The organism is Mycobacterium sp., from assembly GCF_032162605.1.
GTDB lineage: Bacteria > Actinomycetota > Actinomycetes > Mycobacteriales > Mycobacteriaceae > Mycobacterium.
In genome coordinates, this window is sequence record NZ_JAVROT010000512.1 from 1 (window position 1) to 18,281 (window position 18,281).

16 protein-coding genes and 1 pseudogene are annotated in these 18,281 nt (G+C 65.4%); 10 read left to right on the plus strand and 7 right to left on the minus strand.

The features are described from left to right. The 3 genes from QOI01_RS28350 to QOI01_RS28360 form a co-directional block, all read right to left on the minus strand. The coding region (locus tag QOI01_RS28350) for a preprotein translocase subunit SecA (RefSeq protein ID WP_526386477.1) at positions 1–966 on the minus strand (966 nt) is incomplete at its 3' end. Between the two features lie 127 nt (positions 967–1,093). Beyond that, positions 1,094–1,726, minus strand: a complete 633-nt coding sequence (gene hpf / locus QOI01_RS28355; RefSeq protein WP_526386489.1) for a ribosome hibernation-promoting factor, HPF/YfiA family — start codon at positions 1,724–1,726, stop codon at positions 1,094–1,096. A gap of 350 nt (positions 1,727–2,076) precedes the next feature. Beyond that, positions 2,077–2,700, minus strand: a complete 624-nt coding sequence (locus tag QOI01_RS28360) for a ComF family protein (protein WP_526386490.1) — start codon at positions 2,698–2,700, stop codon at positions 2,077–2,079. A 158-nt stretch (positions 2,701–2,858) separates the two neighbouring features. Between QOI01_RS28360 and QOI01_RS28365 the strand changes: the two are divergent. After that, positions 2,859–3,038, plus strand: a pseudogene (locus QOI01_RS28365) (short-chain dehydrogenase); the annotation flags it as partial. A gap of 56 nt (positions 3,039–3,094) precedes the next feature. On the opposite strand, the gene QOI01_RS28370 reads toward QOI01_RS28365, so the two are convergent. After that, the gene (locus tag QOI01_RS28370) at positions 3,095–4,327 is read right to left on the minus strand and encodes an RsbRD N-terminal domain-containing protein (RefSeq protein ID WP_526386478.1); all 1,233 of its coding nucleotides are present in this window, start codon (positions 4,325–4,327) and stop codon (positions 3,095–3,097) included. A gap of 206 nt (positions 4,328–4,533) precedes the next feature. On the opposite strand from QOI01_RS28370, the gene QOI01_RS28375 reads away from it, so the two are divergent. From QOI01_RS28375 to QOI01_RS28415, 9 genes are read left to right on the plus strand one after another with little or no spacing between them, the layout of a single operon-like run. Next, entirely contained in the window at positions 4,534–5,595 is a 1,062-nt protein-coding gene (locus QOI01_RS28375) for a phosphotransferase enzyme family protein (protein ID WP_526386479.1), read from the plus strand. 8 nt (positions 5,596–5,603) lie between these two features. Next, on the plus strand, positions 5,604–7,079 hold the full coding sequence (locus QOI01_RS28380) for a sugar ABC transporter ATP-binding protein (RefSeq protein WP_526386480.1): 1,476 nt from the start codon (positions 5,604–5,606) through the stop codon (positions 7,077–7,079). Further along, entirely contained in the window at positions 7,076–8,077 is a 1,002-nt protein-coding gene (locus QOI01_RS28385; RefSeq protein WP_526386481.1) for an ABC transporter permease, read from the plus strand. The genes QOI01_RS28380 and QOI01_RS28385 overlap by 4 nt, the downstream gene beginning before the upstream one ends. Continuing rightward, positions 8,074–9,087, plus strand: coding sequence for an ABC transporter permease (locus QOI01_RS28390; protein WP_526386482.1), 1,014 nt, complete (start codon positions 8,074–8,076; stop codon positions 9,085–9,087). Before QOI01_RS28385 ends, QOI01_RS28390 begins: the two co-directional genes overlap by 4 nt. 1 nt (position 9,088) lies before the next feature. After that, complete coding sequence (locus QOI01_RS28395) at positions 9,089–10,321, plus strand: sugar ABC transporter substrate-binding protein (RefSeq protein ID WP_526386483.1); 1,233 nt, start codon at positions 9,089–9,091, stop codon at positions 10,319–10,321. Positions 10,322–10,353: 32 nt separating this feature from the next. Continuing rightward, complete coding sequence (locus QOI01_RS28400) at positions 10,354–11,115, plus strand: LamB/YcsF family protein (RefSeq protein WP_526386484.1); 762 nt, start codon at positions 10,354–10,356, stop codon at positions 11,113–11,115. After that, positions 11,112–12,005: a 5-oxoprolinase subunit B family protein gene (locus QOI01_RS28405; RefSeq protein WP_526386485.1), complete on the plus strand. Its 894-nt coding sequence runs from the start codon at positions 11,112–11,114 to the stop codon at positions 12,003–12,005. The genes QOI01_RS28400 and QOI01_RS28405 overlap by 4 nt, the downstream gene beginning before the upstream one ends. Then, positions 11,998–12,975, plus strand: coding sequence for a 5-oxoprolinase subunit C family protein (locus QOI01_RS28410; RefSeq protein ID WP_526386486.1), 978 nt, complete (start codon positions 11,998–12,000; stop codon positions 12,973–12,975). The genes QOI01_RS28405 and QOI01_RS28410 overlap by 8 nt, the downstream gene beginning before the upstream one ends. Before the next feature lie 60 nt (positions 12,976–13,035). Next, positions 13,036–14,358, plus strand: coding sequence for a class-III pyridoxal-phosphate-dependent aminotransferase (locus QOI01_RS28415; protein ID WP_526386491.1), 1,323 nt, complete (start codon positions 13,036–13,038; stop codon positions 14,356–14,358). A 14-nt stretch (positions 14,359–14,372) separates the two neighbouring features. On the opposite strand, the gene lpqB is transcribed toward QOI01_RS28415, so the two are convergent. From lpqB to QOI01_RS28430, 3 genes are all read right to left on the minus strand, one after another. After that, complete coding sequence (gene lpqB, locus QOI01_RS28420; RefSeq protein WP_526386492.1) at positions 14,373–16,112, minus strand: MtrAB system accessory lipoprotein LpqB; 1,740 nt, start codon at positions 16,110–16,112, stop codon at positions 14,373–14,375. A gap of 23 nt (positions 16,113–16,135) precedes the next feature. Continuing rightward, on the minus strand, positions 16,136–17,785 hold the full coding sequence (gene mtrB / locus QOI01_RS28425; RefSeq protein ID WP_526386487.1) for an MtrAB system histidine kinase MtrB: 1,650 nt from the start codon (positions 17,783–17,785) through the stop codon (positions 16,136–16,138). Between the two features lie 22 nt (positions 17,786–17,807). Continuing rightward, positions 17,808–18,281 (minus strand): winged helix-turn-helix domain-containing protein (locus tag QOI01_RS28430; protein ID WP_526386488.1); only part of this gene is annotated, 474 nt, incomplete at its 5' end.

Sequence of the window (18,281 nt, forward strand, 5' to 3'; positions counted from 1 at the left end):
GAGCACGCGGCCCGTGAACTCGTCGACGATGACCACCTCGCCGTCACGGACGATGTAGTCCTTGTCGCGAGAGAACAGCTCCTTGGCCTTCAGCGAGTTATTGAGGTAGCTGACCAACGGCGAGTTCGCGGCCTCGTACAGGTTGTCGATACCGAGCTGATCCTCGACGAACTCGACCCCAACCTCGTGCACGCCGACGGTCCGCTTGCGGATGTCGACCTCGTAGTGGACGTCCTTCTCCATCAGCGGCGCCAACCGCGCGAACTCGACGTACCAGTTCGAGGCTCCGTCGGCGGGCCCGGAGATGATCAGGGGGGTGCGGGCCTCGTCGATCAGGATCGAGTCGACCTCATCGACGACGGCGTAGTTGTGCCCGCGCTGAACCATGTCTTCGACCGTGTGCGCCATGTTGTCGCGGAGGTAGTCGAAGCCGAACTCGTTGTTGGTGCCGTAGGTGATGTCGGCGGCATATGCCACCCGCCGCTCGTCCGGCGTCATCTGTGCCAGGATCACGCCGACGTCGAGGCCGAGGAAGCGGTGAACGCGACCCATCCACTCGCTGTCGCGCTTGGCCAGGTAGTCGTTGACCGTCACCACGTGCACGCCGTTGCCCGAAAGTGCGTTCAGGTAGGCGGGCAGAACACAGGTCAGCGTCTTGCCCTCACCGGTCTTCATCTCGGCGACATTGCCGAAGTGCAACGCGGCGGCGCCCATGACCTGCACGTCGAACGGCCGCTGACTCAGGACCCGCCACGCGGCCTCGCGAGCCACTGCGAACGCCTCGGGCAGCAGGTCGTCGAGTTCCGCGCCGTCGGCGACGCGCTTCTTGAACTCGACGGTCTTGGCGCGCAGTTCCTCGTCGGAAAGCTTCTCCACGTCGTCGGACAGGGTGTTGACATACTCAGCGACCTTCTTGAGGCGCTTGACCATGCGGCCTTCACCGAGACGGAGCAACTTCGACAGCACGCTAATTTCCCCTGTGGGCTCGATCGAACTCGTAATACTTCAAACGAGGTCCATCGTAGGTGACTCGCCGAGCCGGCCAGCCTCATGCGCCCCGTCAGCTCGGGCTACGGCGCCTAGGCGGGCCCGATCACGCCAGCCGGATCAGCCCGTAGTCGTAGGCATGGCGCCGGTATACGACGGTGGGCTTGTCGCTTTCCTCGTCGTGGAACAGGAAGAAGTCGTGGCCGACGAGTTCCATCTCGTAGAGCGCGTCGTCGACCTTCATGGGGGCAGCGGTGTGTTCCTTGGTGCGCACGATCCGCCCCGGTTCGTGGTCCTCGGGCGTCTGGTTGGCATCCTCGGTCTGTGACGGCACGACCAGAGGCGGCGGGTTGACCGCGGTGGCCTCGGCCAGCGATACGGGGGTCTTGTCACCGTAGTGAATCTTGCGGCGGTCCTTGCTGCGCCGCAGCCGGCTCTCGAGTTTGCAGACGGCCGACTCCAGCGCCGCGTAGAAGCTGTCCGCGCACGCCTCGCCGCGCGCCACGGGTCCCTTACCGCGGGCGGTGATCTCTACGTGTTGGCAGTTCTTGCGCTGACGGCGGTTGCGTTCATGGTCGAGTTCGACGTCGAACAGGTAGATGGTGCGATCGAAGCGCTCCAGGCGCGACAGCTTCTCTGAGACGTAGATGCGGAAGTGGTCGGGAATCTCGACGTTGCGGCCCTTGACGACGACCTCTGCGTGAGGCTCGTTTTGCGGCTCGTCCTCTTGGACCACCATCGCCGTGCGATCGGTGTCTACGGATTGGATTGACATACTTGGCAACTCGTTTCCTCGTCGGCTTGGACGGTGCCAGCACGCACGCAGCGTGCAGGGCTTTTAACGGAAGTGCGCCGGCGGGACGCGAATGTCATCGGCCAGCGGCGCAAGGTGTCGAATGCTCACCTCCTACCGCTATTCAGGCGATGTGGCGCCGGTAGTTGTCGACGCCGCCGTGAGTCGTTCACGGGTGGTTGGTCCCGACGGTAGTCCGTGTTCACCCGCCTGTGCCACAAATTTCGCACACCTATTTCGAGTTGTTCATTCCGGTTTGATCTCCCCGTAATCACCGCCCGCGCAGACCCGCGACGTCATGCGTGCGCGACCGCCAGAACCGCGGTCACCCGGGCGCCCGCAGTTTGCAGGACGCGGACGGACTCGCATGCAGTGGCGCCGGTCGTCACGACGTCGTCGATGAGCAGTACCTCCCCGTGGACCGGCGTGCGGAGCTTGACCCGGCCGGCGATGTTGCGCTCACGCTGACCAGGCGACAGTCCGACGGAGTCTCGGGTAAGGGCACGCATCCCCAACGCCGAGACGACGAAGACCTCCGAGATCGCCGCGGTTCTCGCCAGGGCGGTGACGGGGTCGCCGCCGCGCCTGCGGGCCGCCGACCTTCTGGTGGGCGCTGGCACGACGATCAGGGGGACGGCGACGATGCCCCACGCCAGGAGTCGGGTCAGTCCGGCGTTGACGGCCACTGCCAGCGGCGCGACGAGATCGGTGCGGCCGTGTTCCTTCATCGCGACGATCGCCGCGCGGCGGGCGCCTGCGTAGCGGCCTAGGGAGAAGACGGGGACGCCGGGGTCGAGGCGTGGCGAGATCACCATCGGCTCATCCGCCCGAACCGCGAGAGCGCGCGCGCACGTCGGGCACCACCGGGTGCCAGGTGCCCCGCAGCCGCCACACTCCAGTGGGAGGACGAGGTCGAGCAGCACTCCTGCAGTCTGTCGGCCCGGTACGACAACCCGGCTCGGCCGGACCCTCACGATCCACCCATCGACCTTGCCGAATTACTTACAGTTGCAGCATCAGTTGAATGGAGGTTTTCTTGACCGAGAAACGCAGTCAGGGCAGCCCCAAGTTCTCATCCGCCGACGAGCTGGCTCGCGACACGCTGCGGGCCATCGAGCTCAACAAGGCGCTCTTGGTGTTGCCGAGGCAGGCCCGGCAAGCCTGGCTGTTCTCGAGACTTGCCCCAGGTCTGCTGCAGCGCTTATCGATTCGCTTCGTGGCCCGGCAGCGGGCGGCGCAGGCCGCGCACGTGTCGTGAGGCGCGGCGGCCCGAAAGGTGCGCGGGTCGTGCGAACTGTCGACCGCGTCCCGCGTCTAATGGTCGAGTTCTTTGAAGCCGTCGCCGGTTGAGCCGGCTCGAGTCTTGGTACCGTGGGATTTCGAGCTGTCGACCGCGAACGCTATTGCAGCCGTTGCCAGGTCACTGGTCTCCGCGAGATTGAAGCCGGTCAACGCCGTGAAGACGCTGAGCCGCTTTCGAACGGTATTGCGGTGCCGATAGGTTCGCGTGGCGATGTCTGCAATGGTTCCGCCATGAGTGACGAGGTCTCCGACCGTTTCGAGTATTCCGTTGCGTTCATGTTCCGTGAGCGTGCCGAGCGGGCGAAATACCGCAGAGTGCAACGCTTCGGACAATTCGGCATTGGCGGCGGTGACGGCGTGCAACCAATTGTCCCGAACCCAACGGACTCCGAGATCGGACCGCCCACTCACTGCCATCCGGGCAAGCCGGATGGCCCTTGGCACGGCGGCCATCCCGGCGGCGTCGATGACCGAACAGGCGTGTTCGTCCAGTGGCAGGAGGCAGGCGATGATGTCGGGCTGGCTGCTGGTCACGTTGATAACGCCGCGAAGCTCCTGGGCAAACCAGTTGAAGTAAAACGCGTTGCCGCCGGCATCGAGGTGGGCGGCGCATTCGGCGACCAACTCCGGCCGTGGAATCGGGAAGGCTCCCACGAGGCAGACGTAGTGACCCGACGCCGGGAGTTCCAGCGTGCGCGCGGCGTTGTCGACCGTGGGCTGATGGCGGTCGCCGTCCAGGAGAAGCTGCTCGAACGCCGCTGAGCGAATCTCTTCGCGGCTGCCCTGCGCGACCTGGTAGCCGTGCACGACCTCCTCGGTGCTGGCCTCGATGGATTCCCACACCATCAACGACGAACGTTCCAGGAAGTCGGCGCGGGTATAGACGCCGAATGCGCGGCCTTCGGCAATCAACGCCTCCCACAGCGTCTTGAGGTCGATACGAAATGCGTGCAGGACGCTCGAGAGGGGAACGTTCTGGTGCGCCCGGATACGTCCGACGTCGATCGCGGCGTTCTCGAGGGACTCGGGTATGTCGTCACCGACAAGCCGTGCCAGCGCAAGACGCATCGTGCGGTCCATGTGGTAGCGCAGATCGTCCCGGCTCACGGGGCCGGTCGAGTACGTCGGCTCGTCGTGGATGGTCTGTTCCACCGCGCGGTCGATGATCTGCGGCAGTCGGATGTCGAGAAGCCGACGCGCCGCCGCCCGGATCAAGGGCGTCGTCTCGTCCGTCTGAGTCGTCATGTCGCTCCTTCGAAATCCGCTTCTCACACGGGGGCAACTCGGCCGAAACAATCATCGCGCTGAACCCACCTGGAATGTGCACTTTGCACTCAATCTTCCCACCATCCCGCGCCACTCGGAGCATTGACCTGGGCATATTGCCGCAATTGAATGTGGGGTACGACACGTCGCACCCCACATGGGACCTGCGTCCGGGAAGGAGATCGATGCCCAAGCCAGCCGCCAACTCTCCCGATACGGATGTATTGGCCGAGGCTGTCGTGTCCGCTCGGCTGGCCGATTCCTACGGACTCGTCGGTGCTGACCTGAAGTTCCTGGGTGGCGAATTGGATCGCAACTACCGAGTCTCGGCCGGCGATGGGCGCGCCTTCCTGGCCAAGCTCCGGAAGAAGGCGGACCGCAGTGATCGGCTGCGCTGGCAGAAGGAGATTCTGCTGCACATTGCCGATCGACACGTCGGTGTGGGGGTACCGACGCTGGTGCAGACGAACGATGGCGACCTGGACGTGGGCATCGACGTCGGTTCCGAGCGGTGGCTGCTCACCGTGCTCGATTGGGTGCGCGGAACCGACATGGTCCACATCGCGAGCCACTCCGAGGGATTGCTCCTCGACATCGGCGCCGCCGCGGCCCGCGTGACGAAGGCTCTCGAAGGCTTCGAGTCCGAGACCTTGCACGAGACTCACCACTGGGACGTCACGCGCTCCGCCGAGGTGATCGACGAGTGTCTGGCTCTGGATCCCACGCTTGGCAAGAATCCCGACATCCTCACAGCCCGCGGATGGTTCACAGACGTCGAACCGCGACTGGGTCCGCTGCCCAGGGCGATGGTCCACAACGATCTCAACGACAACAACGTCTTGGTCGAAGTCATCGACGGTGTCCAGAAGGTGGCAGGCGTGTTGGACTTCAACGACGCGCTGTACACCGTGCGGGTCGCCGAACCGGCCATCGCAGGCGCCTACGCGATGCTCCGCAAGGACGATCCCCTGACTGCGATGGGATTCATCATCTCCGGCTATTGCGCCGTCACACCGTTGACTGATGACGAACTGGCGGTGGCCTATCCGCTGGCGGCGGCACGGCTGTGCGTGCAGGCATTGACATGGGCGGTCCGCGGACAGGCCAATCCCACTGAGTACGGAGCGATGCGGATGCGCCACACCCTGCCTGCGCTGCACCGCATCCTGCAGGTCGATACTCGAACCGCGGCAGCGCATTTGGCAGAGTTGAGCAGTCGGCGTCCCGCACGACGGAATGGATTCTGAGACCGGTCATGGCACATACCGAAATCCGCAACGTCAGTAAGAGATTCGGCGCGACGACCGCGCTGTCCGAGGTTTCGATGTCGGTCGAAGCCGGCCGCGTACACGGACTGCTCGGGGAGAACGGGGCAGGCAAATCGACCCTGATGAAAGTGCTCTCCGGCGTCGTGAGACCCGACGCCGGAGAGGTGACCATCGGCGGCCGGCGGTTGCAGCTGGGATCGCCGCGCGACTCCCGCGACATCGGCCTGGCGATGGCCTACCAAGAACTCAGCGCGCCGCCGAACATCACTGTCGCCACCAAACTCTGCCTGCCGAAATTGCCGACCCGCTTCGGCTTCGCGGTGTCTCAGCGAGAGCTGACCGAGAGGGCTCGAGCCCAGCTGCGCGAGTGGGAGGCCGAACATCTCGACCCTCATGCGGTGATCAGCGACCTCAGCCTTGCGGCTCGCCAAGAGGTGGAAATCGTTGCAGCCCTTTCGAGTTCTCCGTCGCTGCTGGTGCTCGACGAACCGACGGCGGCGCTTCCCGACCCGAACTGGCTCTTCCGGCAGCTGGCACGAGTCACCGCCGCAGGCGCCTCCGTCATCTACATCAGCCACAAGCTCAACGAGATCAACACGATCTGTGACACCGGCACGGTGCTGCGCAACGGCCAGGCCGTCGCCGGCTTCACCCGGGGTGAACTGTCCGAAGACGATCTGGTGGAACTGATGATCGGTCGCTCGTTCAGCCATGCATTTCCCGCCAAACCCGACGAAGACCGGATCGGCGACGTGGTTCTCGACGTCCGGGAACTAAAGGCAGGCGTCAAGCTGGCCGGGGTGTCGCTCCAGGTGCGCACCGGCGAGATCGTCGGCGTGGCCGGTCTCGAAGGCCAAGGCCAACGCGAGCTCTTCTACGCCCTGGCCGGGGAACTGCGCCCTCACGGGGGCACGGTGTCCGTCGCGGCCAAGCCGGGCACGGTTGATTTCTCGCTTGTCCCCGAAGAGCGCAAGAGCGAAGCGTTGTTCCTGCAGATGCGCTCCGACTTCAACCTGACACTTCCGCTGACATCGCGGTTCTCGCGGGCCTCGGTGGTATCACGACGGCAAGAACGCGAGCTCAGCGAACGCATCGCCGCCGAGGTCAACCTCGCACCGACCATGCTCAAGCAGCGCATCGCAGACTTGTCCGGAGGCAACCAGCAGAAGGTGGTCTTCGGCCGGTCCCTGGCGCAATCGCCGCGTTGCCTGCTGCTGTTTGATCCGACGCGCGGTGTGGACGCCGCGACGAAACTGGAAATCTACAGGATGACAAGGGAGTTCGCGGCCAGCGGGCACGCCGTGCTGGTGTACTCAACCGAGATCCCCGAACTCGTCGGCTTGTGTGACCGTGTCTGTTCGCTCTATGGCGGGCGGATCGTCGCCGAGCACACCGCAGACGGTCTCACCGAAAGCTCGGTGATGCACAGTGTGCTCGGCCGCAACGCGGAGGCCGTCCAGTGAGCATCGTCGAGTCCTTGACGCGCCGCAGCATCGGCACCAACCGCGAGACCCGCATCGCCCTCACCGTCTTCATCGTCTGCTACGGCGCGGTACTGTTCGTCAGCCCGTTCGAACGGAACAGCTACGCGTTCAACAACTTCGTGGTGTTGATGACGCCGCTGGCGATCGCCGCGGTCGGCACGACGCTGGTCCTCATCACGGGTGGATTCGACCTGTCGGTGGCCGGCACGATCAGTCTTTCCAATGTCATCGCGGCCACGACCATGGCGAAGTATCCGGGCGCAACCTGGTTGATCGTGCTGGCCGTGATCGCAGTCGGCCTGTTGATCGGCTTGGTGAACGGACTGCTCGTCGTCCGTGCCGGTCTGCAATCGCTGGCAGTGACGCTGGGAACGTTCATCATCCTGACCGGCATCGCGCTGGTCGTTCTGCCCGCACCGGGCGGCGAGGTTCCCGAGTCGTTCGCGTTGGCGTTGACCGATCCCCTCGGCCCCGTGCCGGTCGCGTTGATCGTCCTGTTGATACTCGCCGGGGTGTGGTGGGCGTTCAGCACGTCGCCGATCGGGGTGGCGGCCTACGCCGTGGGTGCCGACCGTCAAGCGTCGCTGATGTCCGGTGTTCGAGTCGGCATGGTGGAGGTTCTCTGCTACACCCTCGCCGGTGGGCTCTACGCGGCAGCGGGTCTCTACCTGACCGCCATCACGGCTTCGGGAGACCCCAACGCGGGACGGCCCTTCCTGCTCACGTGCTTTGCGGCCATGGCCCTCGGACTCGTCGGTTTCCGGGGCGGGTCGGGCAGCGCGGTGGCCGCCATGTTGGGCGCCGGCAGTCTCGTCGCGCTGCCGAAGCTCCTCTTCGCGGCGGGGGTCGAAGACTTCTGGTCAGGGGCGCTGCAGGGCAGCGTCATTCTCATCGCACTCGCAATACCGGTGATCACGATGCGGCTCGCCGCCTCGCGGCGACCAAGCACCGACGTCCAGGAAAGGGTGCCAGCATGACCTCTGGAATCACCGAGCCGACTGTGGACGCACCCGGCAGCACCGACTCGCAGTCCGCACCCACCGGCTCCCGCCGCGACTGGATGCGAAACCAGGCATTCGTCGTCTGGGTGCTGCTCGTGCTGTGTCTTCCGCTGTCCCGCTTGGCAAGTGAAAGCTTCCCGTCGGTATCACTCGTCGTCAACGTGATGAGCCTCGGCCTCTTCCTCGCCGTCATCGCCTTCGGGCAGGGCCTGGTGGTACTGACCGGCGGCATCGATCTGTCCGTGGCTTCCTCGGTCGCTCTCGGTGCCTACCTCACCGGATGGCTGTGGACAGCCGGCATTCCCGCTGTGTTCGCCGCCATCATCGCCGTCGTGGCATGCACCGCGGTGGGTGCCGTCAACGGCCTGATCATCAATCAACTGGGGTTTCCCGCGTTCATCGTCACACTCGCGGTCGGCACGATCCTCGCCTCTGTATTGCTGGGCGTGGCCCGTGGCGCCCCAGCGCAGCGGTCACCTGAGGGGCTGGCCGCGCTGTTTCGTCAAGAGACCACGGTGGTCGGGATTCCCGTGGCGATCTGGCTGTTCCTGGTGGTGGCGGCGTTGGGCCTCTTCATCCAGCACAAGACGACGCTGGGACTGCGTGCCTATGCGTTGGGCAACAGCGTCGCAGCGGCCAGAAACGCACGCGTCGACGTCGGCCGGGTGACGGTCTCGGTGTACGGGATCGCCGGTGCTGCCTACGGACTGGCGGGAGTGATGCTTCTCGGATACTCGTCGGGCGCCGACTTGAATGTCGGTGAGCCGTGGCTGCTTCCCAGCATCGCCGCTGTCGTCGTAGGGGGTGCCGCGATCCGCGGTGGCTCGGGCACCTACGGCGGCACGCTTGCGGGCGCGCTACTGCTGACGCTGCTGGGCATCGACATCAGCGCCACCGGCCTGGCCGAGGGTTACAAACAAATCGTCTACGGCGCCGTCATCCTCATTGCGCTGCTAGGGTCCCGCCTCGCAGGCAGGAGGAACTGACGTGAATCGGTTACGTTCCGTCCCCGCGCTGGCCGCAGCGCTGATCACGGCAGCCGCTCTGAGTGCATGCGCCGACCCCGACGCGGGCAGGGACAAGATCTTCCTCGATCTCAGCTACAGCGGCAACAACTGGCAGGACGAAGCTGGCAACCTCGCCCTGGCCGTCGCCAACTCCCCAGAATACGCTGGGAAATACGTTGTCAGAAAACAGATCTCGGGTACCGACATTCAGAAGCAGATTTCCGACCTGCAGTCGATGATCGCGGCCAAGGCCAAGCTGGTGGTGCTCTACCCCCTGTCGCCTACCGCCTTGTCGCCGACGATCCGGCAAGGCTGCGAACGTGGCGTCACCTTCATCGCCTATGACTCCACGGTCCGCGAACCATGCGCCTACAACGTCGCCTTCATCACCGGCGCACGAGTGGACGATCCGCGCGACGCCTTCTTCGGAGCGCAGACGGCCGAAGCGCTGGCGCAGATGCTCAACGGTAAGGGCAAGATCTTCATGAACCGGGGTGTCCCCGGAACGGCGACCGACCAGGTCCACTACGACACGGCCAAGGCCGTATTCGACCGGTATCCCGGGATCACCGTCGTCGCAGAGTATTACGGAAAGTGGGACTCGGCAGTCAGCCAGCAGGAGACCGCCAAGGCACTCGCAGCGCACCCCGATGTCAGCGGCATCTGGTCCCAGGATGGAGAAGTCGGCGTCGTCAAGGCGCTGCAGGCGGCCGGAAAGAAGGTTCCGGTCACAGGTGAGAACGGCAACTACTTCCGCAAGATGCTGAGCCAAGGATGGCCGGGAATCTCGTCGGGCTCTCCGCCCGCGCAAGCAGGTGTCGCGATGCGCATCGGCCTGCGCATCCTGGAGCAGGGGCCCGATTCGGTGCCACACAACATCGAGATGCCGCTACCGTGGGTCACCACGCAAACCGCAAAACCCTGTCCCGGCAACGAGTTCGTCGGTGGCTGCAACTTCTTCCCGAACGAGTCCGACACCTTCGTCACCGAAATCTTCCAGAAGGACCTGCTACCGCAGAGCTCTCTCGCCGCCGCCAAGACCGGCCAGCCGATGGCGGTTCTCAAACCCCTGGGTGCCGTATCTGCGTTTGCGCAACCGGAATGGCGACGGGTCTATACACGGGGCAAGTGCGACAGCGGTTGGCGGGAAGGGGACGTCGCGGACGTCCAGAACCCGTCCGGGCTACCCGGGTGCGTCCAGGATCCGCAGTGAGCGCACCAGACATGATCGGAGAGGAAACGAAGGTGACCAATCGAATCGACCTCAACGCCGACATCGCCGAAAGCTTCGGCCGGTGGAACCTCGGCGAGGACAATGAGCTGGTCAAGCTCGTCACGACGGTCAACGTCGCGTGCGGCTGGCATGCCGGCGATCCGTCGACCATGCACAGATCGGTGGAGATGGCCGCCGCCGCGCGGGTGAACATCGGTGCTCATCCCGGATTCCCCGACCTGTTGGGTTTCGGCAGGCGACCGATCGTCATAGACGACACCGACGCCGTCGACTACGTGCTGTACCAGGTCGGCGCCCTGATGGGAGTCGCAAGCCGTTTCGGCGTCGAACTCAGCCACGTCAAGCCGCACGGTTCGTTCTACGGTTCGATCGCCGCCAGCGGGGCGCGGGCCGTAGCGATCGGCGAGGCCCTGCAAGGCCTGCAAAGAGGGATCCCGATGCTGCTGGCCCCTGGACCTGGCACCGATGCCCTGCGCGCCGCCGGGTTACCGGTAATTGCCGACAACGCCGCAGATCTCGACTTCGACGAGGACGGAAGAAACATCATCGAGCCGCGACCGGAGGCACGTGACCCCGAAATCGTGGCCCGACAAGCACTTCGGATGGCCCGCGGCACCGTACTGACGGTCTCCGGGCGCGAGATCCCGATGTCGGTGCAGACCGTCTGCGTTCACGGCGATCGGCCGAATGCCGTGGCGGTGGCGACCGAGATCCGGCGGCTGCTCGCCGACAACGACGTCGCGGTCCGGTCGGTCTTCGAGGACGACGAGTGAACGAGCTGCCCGACGGGTCTCGGATGAGCTTCGGCGGTGAGGAATTCGTCTTCGTCGAGCTGACCGAGTACATGTCGCTGTCAGGAGCGTTGAGAATCCAGGCGATCACCGCCGGCCTGGCCGAAATCAATCTGGACGGTGTCGTCGACATCTGCCCCTCGAACGCGAGCTACATGCTGCGCGTCGACCCCAACCGGTGTGACCCACGGTCACTGCACGAACCGGTCCTCGAACAGCACCGCCGCTTCGTCGACACCACCGACGTCGTACTGGACACCGAGATCCTCGAGGTCCCGGTCCTCTACAACGACCCGTGGAGCACCGAGACAGCGATGCGGTTTCGGGACCGGCACCAGTCCAGCACCGAGACCGACCTCGAATACATCAGCAGGATCAACGGTTTCGAGTCGATCGAAGACTTCATCTCCGCACACTCCGGCAATCCGTTCATCGTCACCTTCATGTGCTTCGTGCCGGGCAATGCCGAATCCATGCAGCTGGTGCCCGACGACATGCAGCTGGAGGCGCCGAAGTACGTGCGGCCCCGGACCGACACTCCCGAACGGGCGCTCGGCCACGGCGGCGCGTTCGCCACGATCTATCCCGCTCGGGGTGCGGGCGGCTACCAACTCGTCGGCAGGGCCGCCACCCCGGTGTTCGACCTCGCGCAGGAACTTCCCGACTTCTCCACCGATCCGGTGCTGGCCAAGGCGGGAATGATCGTCAAGTACCGGCCTATTGATCGAGACGAGTACGACGCAATCCGCAAGGACGTGGAGAACACCGCATACCGTTATCGGCGGGTGCCGGTGGAGTTCAGTCTGGCGGGGTTCTTCGATGACCCGTTGGCATATGACAGATCGCTGCTGAACGAGCTCAGCCATGCTTGACGTCGTCGAACCCGGTGTACAGACCGTCGTGCAGGACCTGGGCCGCAACGGCTACTTCGCCATCGGCCTTCCCCCGTCCGGTGCGATGGACTACCTCTCCCACCACGTCGCCAATGCACTCGTGGGAAACGACCCGGCGGCCGCCACCTTGGAATCGGTGTTCATCGGCCCGACATTGCATTTCCGCCGCGACACCGTGGTCGCGGTAACCGGCGCCGAGGTCGACTTGAGACTTGATGGGGTGTCGATGCCGTCCTGGACCACGCTGCCAGTACGCGAGGGACAGGTCTTGACCGTCGGGCAGGCACGAAGAGGCCTCCGCAGCTATGTGGCCGTGCGCGGCGGTATCGGGACACCGGTTGTCATGGGCAGTCGATCGACGTATCTGCAATCGGCGATCGGCGGTGTTGATGGGCGTGAAGTCCGCGTCGGCGACGTCCTGCCGAGCGCAAATCAGTTCGGGCCCTATCCCCGCCTCGGCTATGTCGTCGACGAATCGCTGCGCCCCTCGCTGAACACACATCAAGAGATCCGCATCGTGTTGGGGCTGTGCAGCTACCGGTTCACCGGCGTCAGCGTCGAGAAGATGCTGTCATCGGATTTCACCATCGGCACCGAAGCCAACCGAGTCGGCTATCGGCTGAGTGGACCACCGTTGGAGTTCATCGACCGAGAGGCACCCTTCGGCGCCGGTGCCGACCCCAGCAACGTCGTCGATCTCGGCTACCCCGTCGGCTCCATTCAGGTCCCAGGCGGACAGGAACTGATTTGCCTACTCCGAGACGGTGTGACTGGCGGTGGCTACGCGACCATCGGAACCGTCATCGGAGTAGACATCGACGCGCTGGCGCAGATGCAAGCACCCAACACCGTCCGGCTCGTGGAAGTCGACATCGACCACGCCGTGGCCGCCCGGCGTGCGCGGGACTCCACGGTGTCCGAGATCCATCGATCGGCGATGTTGAGCTGATCCCGCCCATCTGGCGACTGTGCGCCGGAAGAACAAGGAGTAAGCGTGGTTTCGAAGACTCTGCACATGGCCAACGCCTTCGACGGGTCCGAGTTCGATCATCTCGACCCTGAGGCGCAGGCACTCATCCGCCGGCGCGAGGCCGTGCTCGCGCCAAGCTACCGGCTGTTCTACCGGCACCCCGTGGTCGCCGTGCGCGGATCCGGTGTGTGGCTGTACGACGCCGACGGCAACCAATACCTCGACGCCTACAACAACGTCCCGGCGGTCGGCCACAGTCACCCGCACGTGCAGCGCCTGGTCAATGAACAGCTCGGCGTCCTCAACACCAACACCCGGTATCTCACCGAGCCCGTGATCACGTACTCGGAAAGACTTCTCGGCCTCTTCCCGCCTGAACTGACGAAGGTCGTCTACACGTGCACGGGCAGTGAGGCAGTTGACCTGGCCCTGCGGATCGCCCGGTACGAGACCGGCGCCGAGGGCATCATCTGCACGTCCCACGCATACCACGGCACCACGGCTGCCGCGGCGGCCATATCGCCGAGTCTGGGGCCCAACAACCGGATCGGTTCCGATGTGGCACTCGTCGCTGCTCCCGATACGCAGCGCGACGACTCGGCCACCATGGCTGAGGACTTCGCAGGCCGAGTCCGTCGGGCAGTCTCGGATCTGCGCGACCGCGGCGTCGGATTCGCGGGAATGATCGTGGACTCCATCCTGTCCAGTGACGGAGTGCATTCCGATCCGGCTGGATTTCTCGCGCCGGCAGCACGTGCGGTGCGGGAAGCGGGCGGTCTGTGGATCGCCGACGAAGTCCAACCGGGGTTCGGACGGATCGGTTCCACGTGGTGGGGCTTTCAACGACATGCCTTCGTGCCCGACCTGGCCGTGTTGGGAAAGCCGATGGGCAACGGGGTGCCGATCGGGGCGGTAGTCGGTCGCGAGGAGGTGCTGGCAAACTTCGGTCGAGATATCCGTTACTTCAATACCTTTGGCGGCAATCCTGTGAGTATCGCCGCGGCCACCGCGGTCCTGGACGTCATCGAATCCGAGCAGCTGCTCGACAACGTGACCACGGCGGGTCAGGCGCTGTTGGAGGGGCTCACAGAGCTGGCAACCCGGCATGATTGCATTGGTGGCGTCCGTGGATGTGGGCTTTTCACCGCGGTCGAGTTCGTCCAAGGTCAAGACGTAGATGCTCCTGACGCAGCAAGAGCGTCATTGGTCGTCAATGAACTTCGGGATCGTCACATCCTCATCAGCGCCTCCGGTCCGCACGAGAACGTGCTAAAGATACGGCCGCCGCTACCGTTCACCGCCGACCATGCAACGCAGCTGCTCGGCGAACTCGACGATGTGCTGGCCAGCATGTCGAGATGATGTGGGGCGCACGCTCAGCCGGGAAGCACGGGCAGGGCGCCGGCCACCATCAGCGGCCGAATGTCGACCCACGTCAGGTCGTTCTCCGCGGCGGATCCCGAAAGTTGGTGCACGCCATGTTGATCAGCAACGTAGAGCGTCGACGGATTCGCCGCCACCGTCGACACCGGTGCGAGCAGATTCTGGCTCGGACCGTCGGAGTTCACCCCGTCGAGGTTGACGTACGAAACCGGGTGACGTGGATCGGTTCGGCTGACGACGATGTCGTCACCGGTGCGCCACGACAAAGACACCGCGGTGTCGCCGAGACCGAATCCCAGCCGCCGTGGATAGGTCAGGGCGTACTGACCGCCCTGAGTCTGCTCGACGCCAGCCAGTATGACCTGGCCTTCGATGACCATCGCCGCGCGCGTGCCGTCGCGTGACAGTTGCAGCTCGGACACCGCTCCGGGGAACTTCGTGGCCACCGCGGTGGCGTCGACCGGGATCCGCGCGGGCTGCCCCGATGCCGCCTCCTGAATCACACGCACGATGTTGTTGCCGTCCACGACGACCCAGATCGCATCGTCGAGCGACCAGCTGGGGCGGGACAGCGTGCGCCCGTCGATCGCCTGCGACGCATCCGCGCCGACCTGTCCGACCCAGAGGGACGACGCCATGTCCGGGGCCCCGGGCCGCAGCGTCACCACCGACGCCGCTTCCTGCCCGCTCCTGGACAAGGTGGCCGCCGTCTGGTCCGGCAGGTCCCCGAAGGAACCGGGCACCCGAGGCGTCTTCTGCCCGTCCAACGACACCAGCGACCCGCCGACGAGTGCGTGCAGACCCGCCGCCGCGCCGGGATCGGCACCAGGATCGGTGGCGGCGACGTCGGAGTTGTTCCAGCCCTCGGCGAACCGGTCATCCAGCGCAGCGCCGTCGGCATTGATCACGTACGGACCGTTGACACCCGCTCGCGATAGCGTCCAGATGATCTGCGCGGCAAGCAGTTGTCGGGAATGCGGATCGGTGGTCGAGAGGCTGTCCAAGTCGATCTGCGCACCACCGTAGCCGCGGCCGACACCCGTCTTGCCGCCGTCGGCTCGGGTGACGGGCCCGCGCAACCGCAGCGGCGGCGCGAGCAGATTGCGCACGGTGTTGGCCATCTCCGGCCGGGGACCGGACACCAGCTTGGTGACCAACTCGGTGGCCAGTTGGTCGGGATCGGACACCGCCACGTAACGCGGGTCCGGGACCATGGTCTTTCCGGTCGGGTCGACGAAGTACAGCGTGTTGCGCTTGTACGTCGACTGGAACTGCTGCCAGTCGAGGAAGACGCCGTTGGGCAGCTTGTCGATGCGCCAACCGCTGGGTGTCTTGACCATCTCGATCTGGCCGGGATCGGGCAACGCGCCCTCGCCGGTCTCAAAAACCCCCATGTCCGAGAGTGACCCGAGGATGTCGGCCTTCATGGTCACCGAAACCCGTTCGGGACCACGGGTTTCCACGAACACGACCCTGTCGATCAACAGCGCGCTACCGGCGTCGTCCCAATCGCTGGAGGCCGATTCGGTGAGGAACTGGCGTGCGGCGAGGTGTCGGTTGGCCGGATCGGCGGTCGCCTTGAGGAATTCGCGCAGCAGGGTGTCTGGATCCATCCCCGGCGACGGGGTGGGCAGGCTCGGCGGGGCGGCCCGGTCCATGGTGCCGAGTGCCTGCGGCGCCGAGGAAGTCGGCACCCCGGCGCACCCGCCGAGCGCGACCGTCAGTGCCAGCAGGCAGACCGCCCACCGCACACCCCTCACGTGCGCTCCCCCGCGGGTTCCCGCTCGCGAGTCGGCTCGCGCGGTGGGCCGTCGGGACCAGTGGGTTTGAGCGGCAACGGACTCGCCGTCACCTTGTGGCCGCGCACCAGCGGAAGGGTCAACCGGAAACAGGCGCCCTTGCCCGGCTCACCCCACGCCTCGAGCCTGCCCTGGTGCAGCCGGGCGTCCTCGATGGAGATCGCCAGCCCCAGCCCGGTGCCACCGGAGCGGCGCACGCGCGACGGGTCGGAGCGCCAGAATCGGCTGAACACCAGCTTCTCCTCGCCGGGACGCAACCCGACGCCGTAGTCGCGAACCGTGACCGCGACGGTGTCCTCGTCAGACGCCATGCGGATTCGCACCGGTTTGCGCTCGGCGTGGTCGATGGCATTGGCGATGAGATTGCGAAGGATGCGTTCCACCCGCCGGGCGTCGACCTCTGCGATCACGGCCTCGGCGGGCACGTCCACGATGAGGTCGACGGAGGCATCCTTGGCCAGGTGCCCCACGTTGTCGAGTGCGCTCTCCACCGTCAGGCGCAGGTCTTCGGACTCGACCGACAGCTCCGCGACACCCGCGTCGTGGCGCGAGATCTCGAGCAGATCGCTGAGCAGCGTCTCGAAGCGGTCGAGCTCGTTGACCATCAACTCCGTCGCACGTCGCAGCGCGGGCTCGAGATCCTCGCTGTGGTCATAGATCAGGTCGGCGGCCATTCGCACCGTCGTGAGCGGCGTGCGCAGCTCGTGACTGACATCAGAGGTGAAGCGGCGCTGCAAGTTTCCGAATTCCTCGAGTTGGGTGATCTGCCGCGAAAGACTCTCCGCCATGTCGTTGAACGACACCGCGAGCCGAGCCATGTCGTCCTCGCCACGCACCGGCATCCGCTCGGTCAGATGACCTTCGGCGAACCGCTCGGCGATGCGCGACGCAGAACGCACCGGCAGGACGATCTGACGGGCCACCAGCAGAGCGATTGCGGCGAGCAGCCCGAGAAGGACCACGCCGCCGGTGGCCATCGTGCCGCGCACGAGCGTGATCGTGCTCTCCTCGTTGTTCAGCGGAAAGATCAGGTAAAGCTCGAGATTTGTCACCGGTGACGACGTCGGACTGCCGACGATCAGGGCCGGACCCGAGAAGCCGTCGGTGTGCACAGTCTCGTACTGGTAGCTGACCTGCCCTGCCTTGACGAAGTCCCGCAGGGCCCCCGGGACCTCCGCCACGGGGCCCGCCGCCGTGGCTGCGCGAGGCCCGTCGCCCGGCACGACCAACACTGCGTCGAACGCGCCGGCGAGCCCAGATCCCGAATCCACCTTGCGATCCACCAGCGTGTTGCGCGCCAGCTGCAGGCTGCTGTCCAGAGATCGAGTCTCCTCGCCTCCGACGATCCCGCTGACGGTGGTCCGCGCACGGTCGATCTCCTCGGTGGCCGCGCGGACCTTCACTTCGAGGATGCGGTCGGTGATCTGACTCGTCAGCACGAAACCGAGGACGAGGATGACCGCCAGCGATAGCCCGAGCGTGAGGGTGACGACGCGGAGCTGCAGAGAGCGACGCCACGCGAAGCTGAGCGCGCGGCCCAGGGTGCCCAGGCCACGAAGCATGGGCGCCGAACGGCTGCGGATACGCCGACGGGACCCCCAGATCACGACGACCGCCGTGCGGTCCAGATCACGGAGGTCCGGCCTTGTACCCCACTCCTCGAACGGTGAGCACCACCTGCGGGTTCTCCGGATCAGTCTCGACTTTGGCCCGCAACCGCTGGACGTGCACATTCACCAGACGGGTGTCGGCGGGGTGTCGGTAACCCCACACCTGTTCAAGCAGCACATCCCGAGTAAACACCTGCCGCGGTTTGCGTGCCAGCGCCACCAGCAGGTCGAACTCCAGCGGCGTCAGAGAAATCTGCTCACCGCCGCGGGTGACCTTGTGGGCGGGCACGTCGATCTCGACGTCGGCGATCGACAGCATCTCGGCGGGACCGTCGTCGTTGCGCCGCAGCCGCGCCCGTACCCGCGCGACGAGCTCCTTCTGCTTGAAGGGCTTCATCACGTAGTCGTCGGCACCGGACTCCAGCCCGAGGACCACGTCGACGGTGTCGGTCCTGGCCGTCAGCATGACGATCGGAACACCCGAGTCGGCGCG

Bases quoted from the DNA above. Each gene is read 5' to 3' on its own strand.
- QOI01_RS28370 (WP_526386478.1), bottom strand. From the start codon at position 4,327: ATGACGACTCAGACGGACGAGACGACGCCCTTGATCCGGGCGGCGGCG.
- QOI01_RS28380 (WP_526386480.1), top strand. From the start codon at position 5,604: ATGGCACATACCGAAATCCGCAACGTCAGTAAGAGATTCGGCGCGACG.
- QOI01_RS28410 (WP_526386486.1), top strand. From the start codon at position 11,998: ATGCTTGACGTCGTCGAACCCGGTGTACAGACCGTCGTGCAGGACCTG.
- hpf (WP_526386489.1), bottom strand. From the start codon at position 1,726: ATGGTGGTCCAAGAGGACGAGCCGCAAAACGAGCCTCACGCAGAGGTC.
- QOI01_RS28390 (WP_526386482.1), top strand. From the start codon at position 8,074: ATGACCTCTGGAATCACCGAGCCGACTGTGGACGCACCCGGCAGCACC.
- QOI01_RS28375 (WP_526386479.1), top strand. From the start codon at position 4,534: ATGCCCAAGCCAGCCGCCAACTCTCCCGATACGGATGTATTGGCCGAG.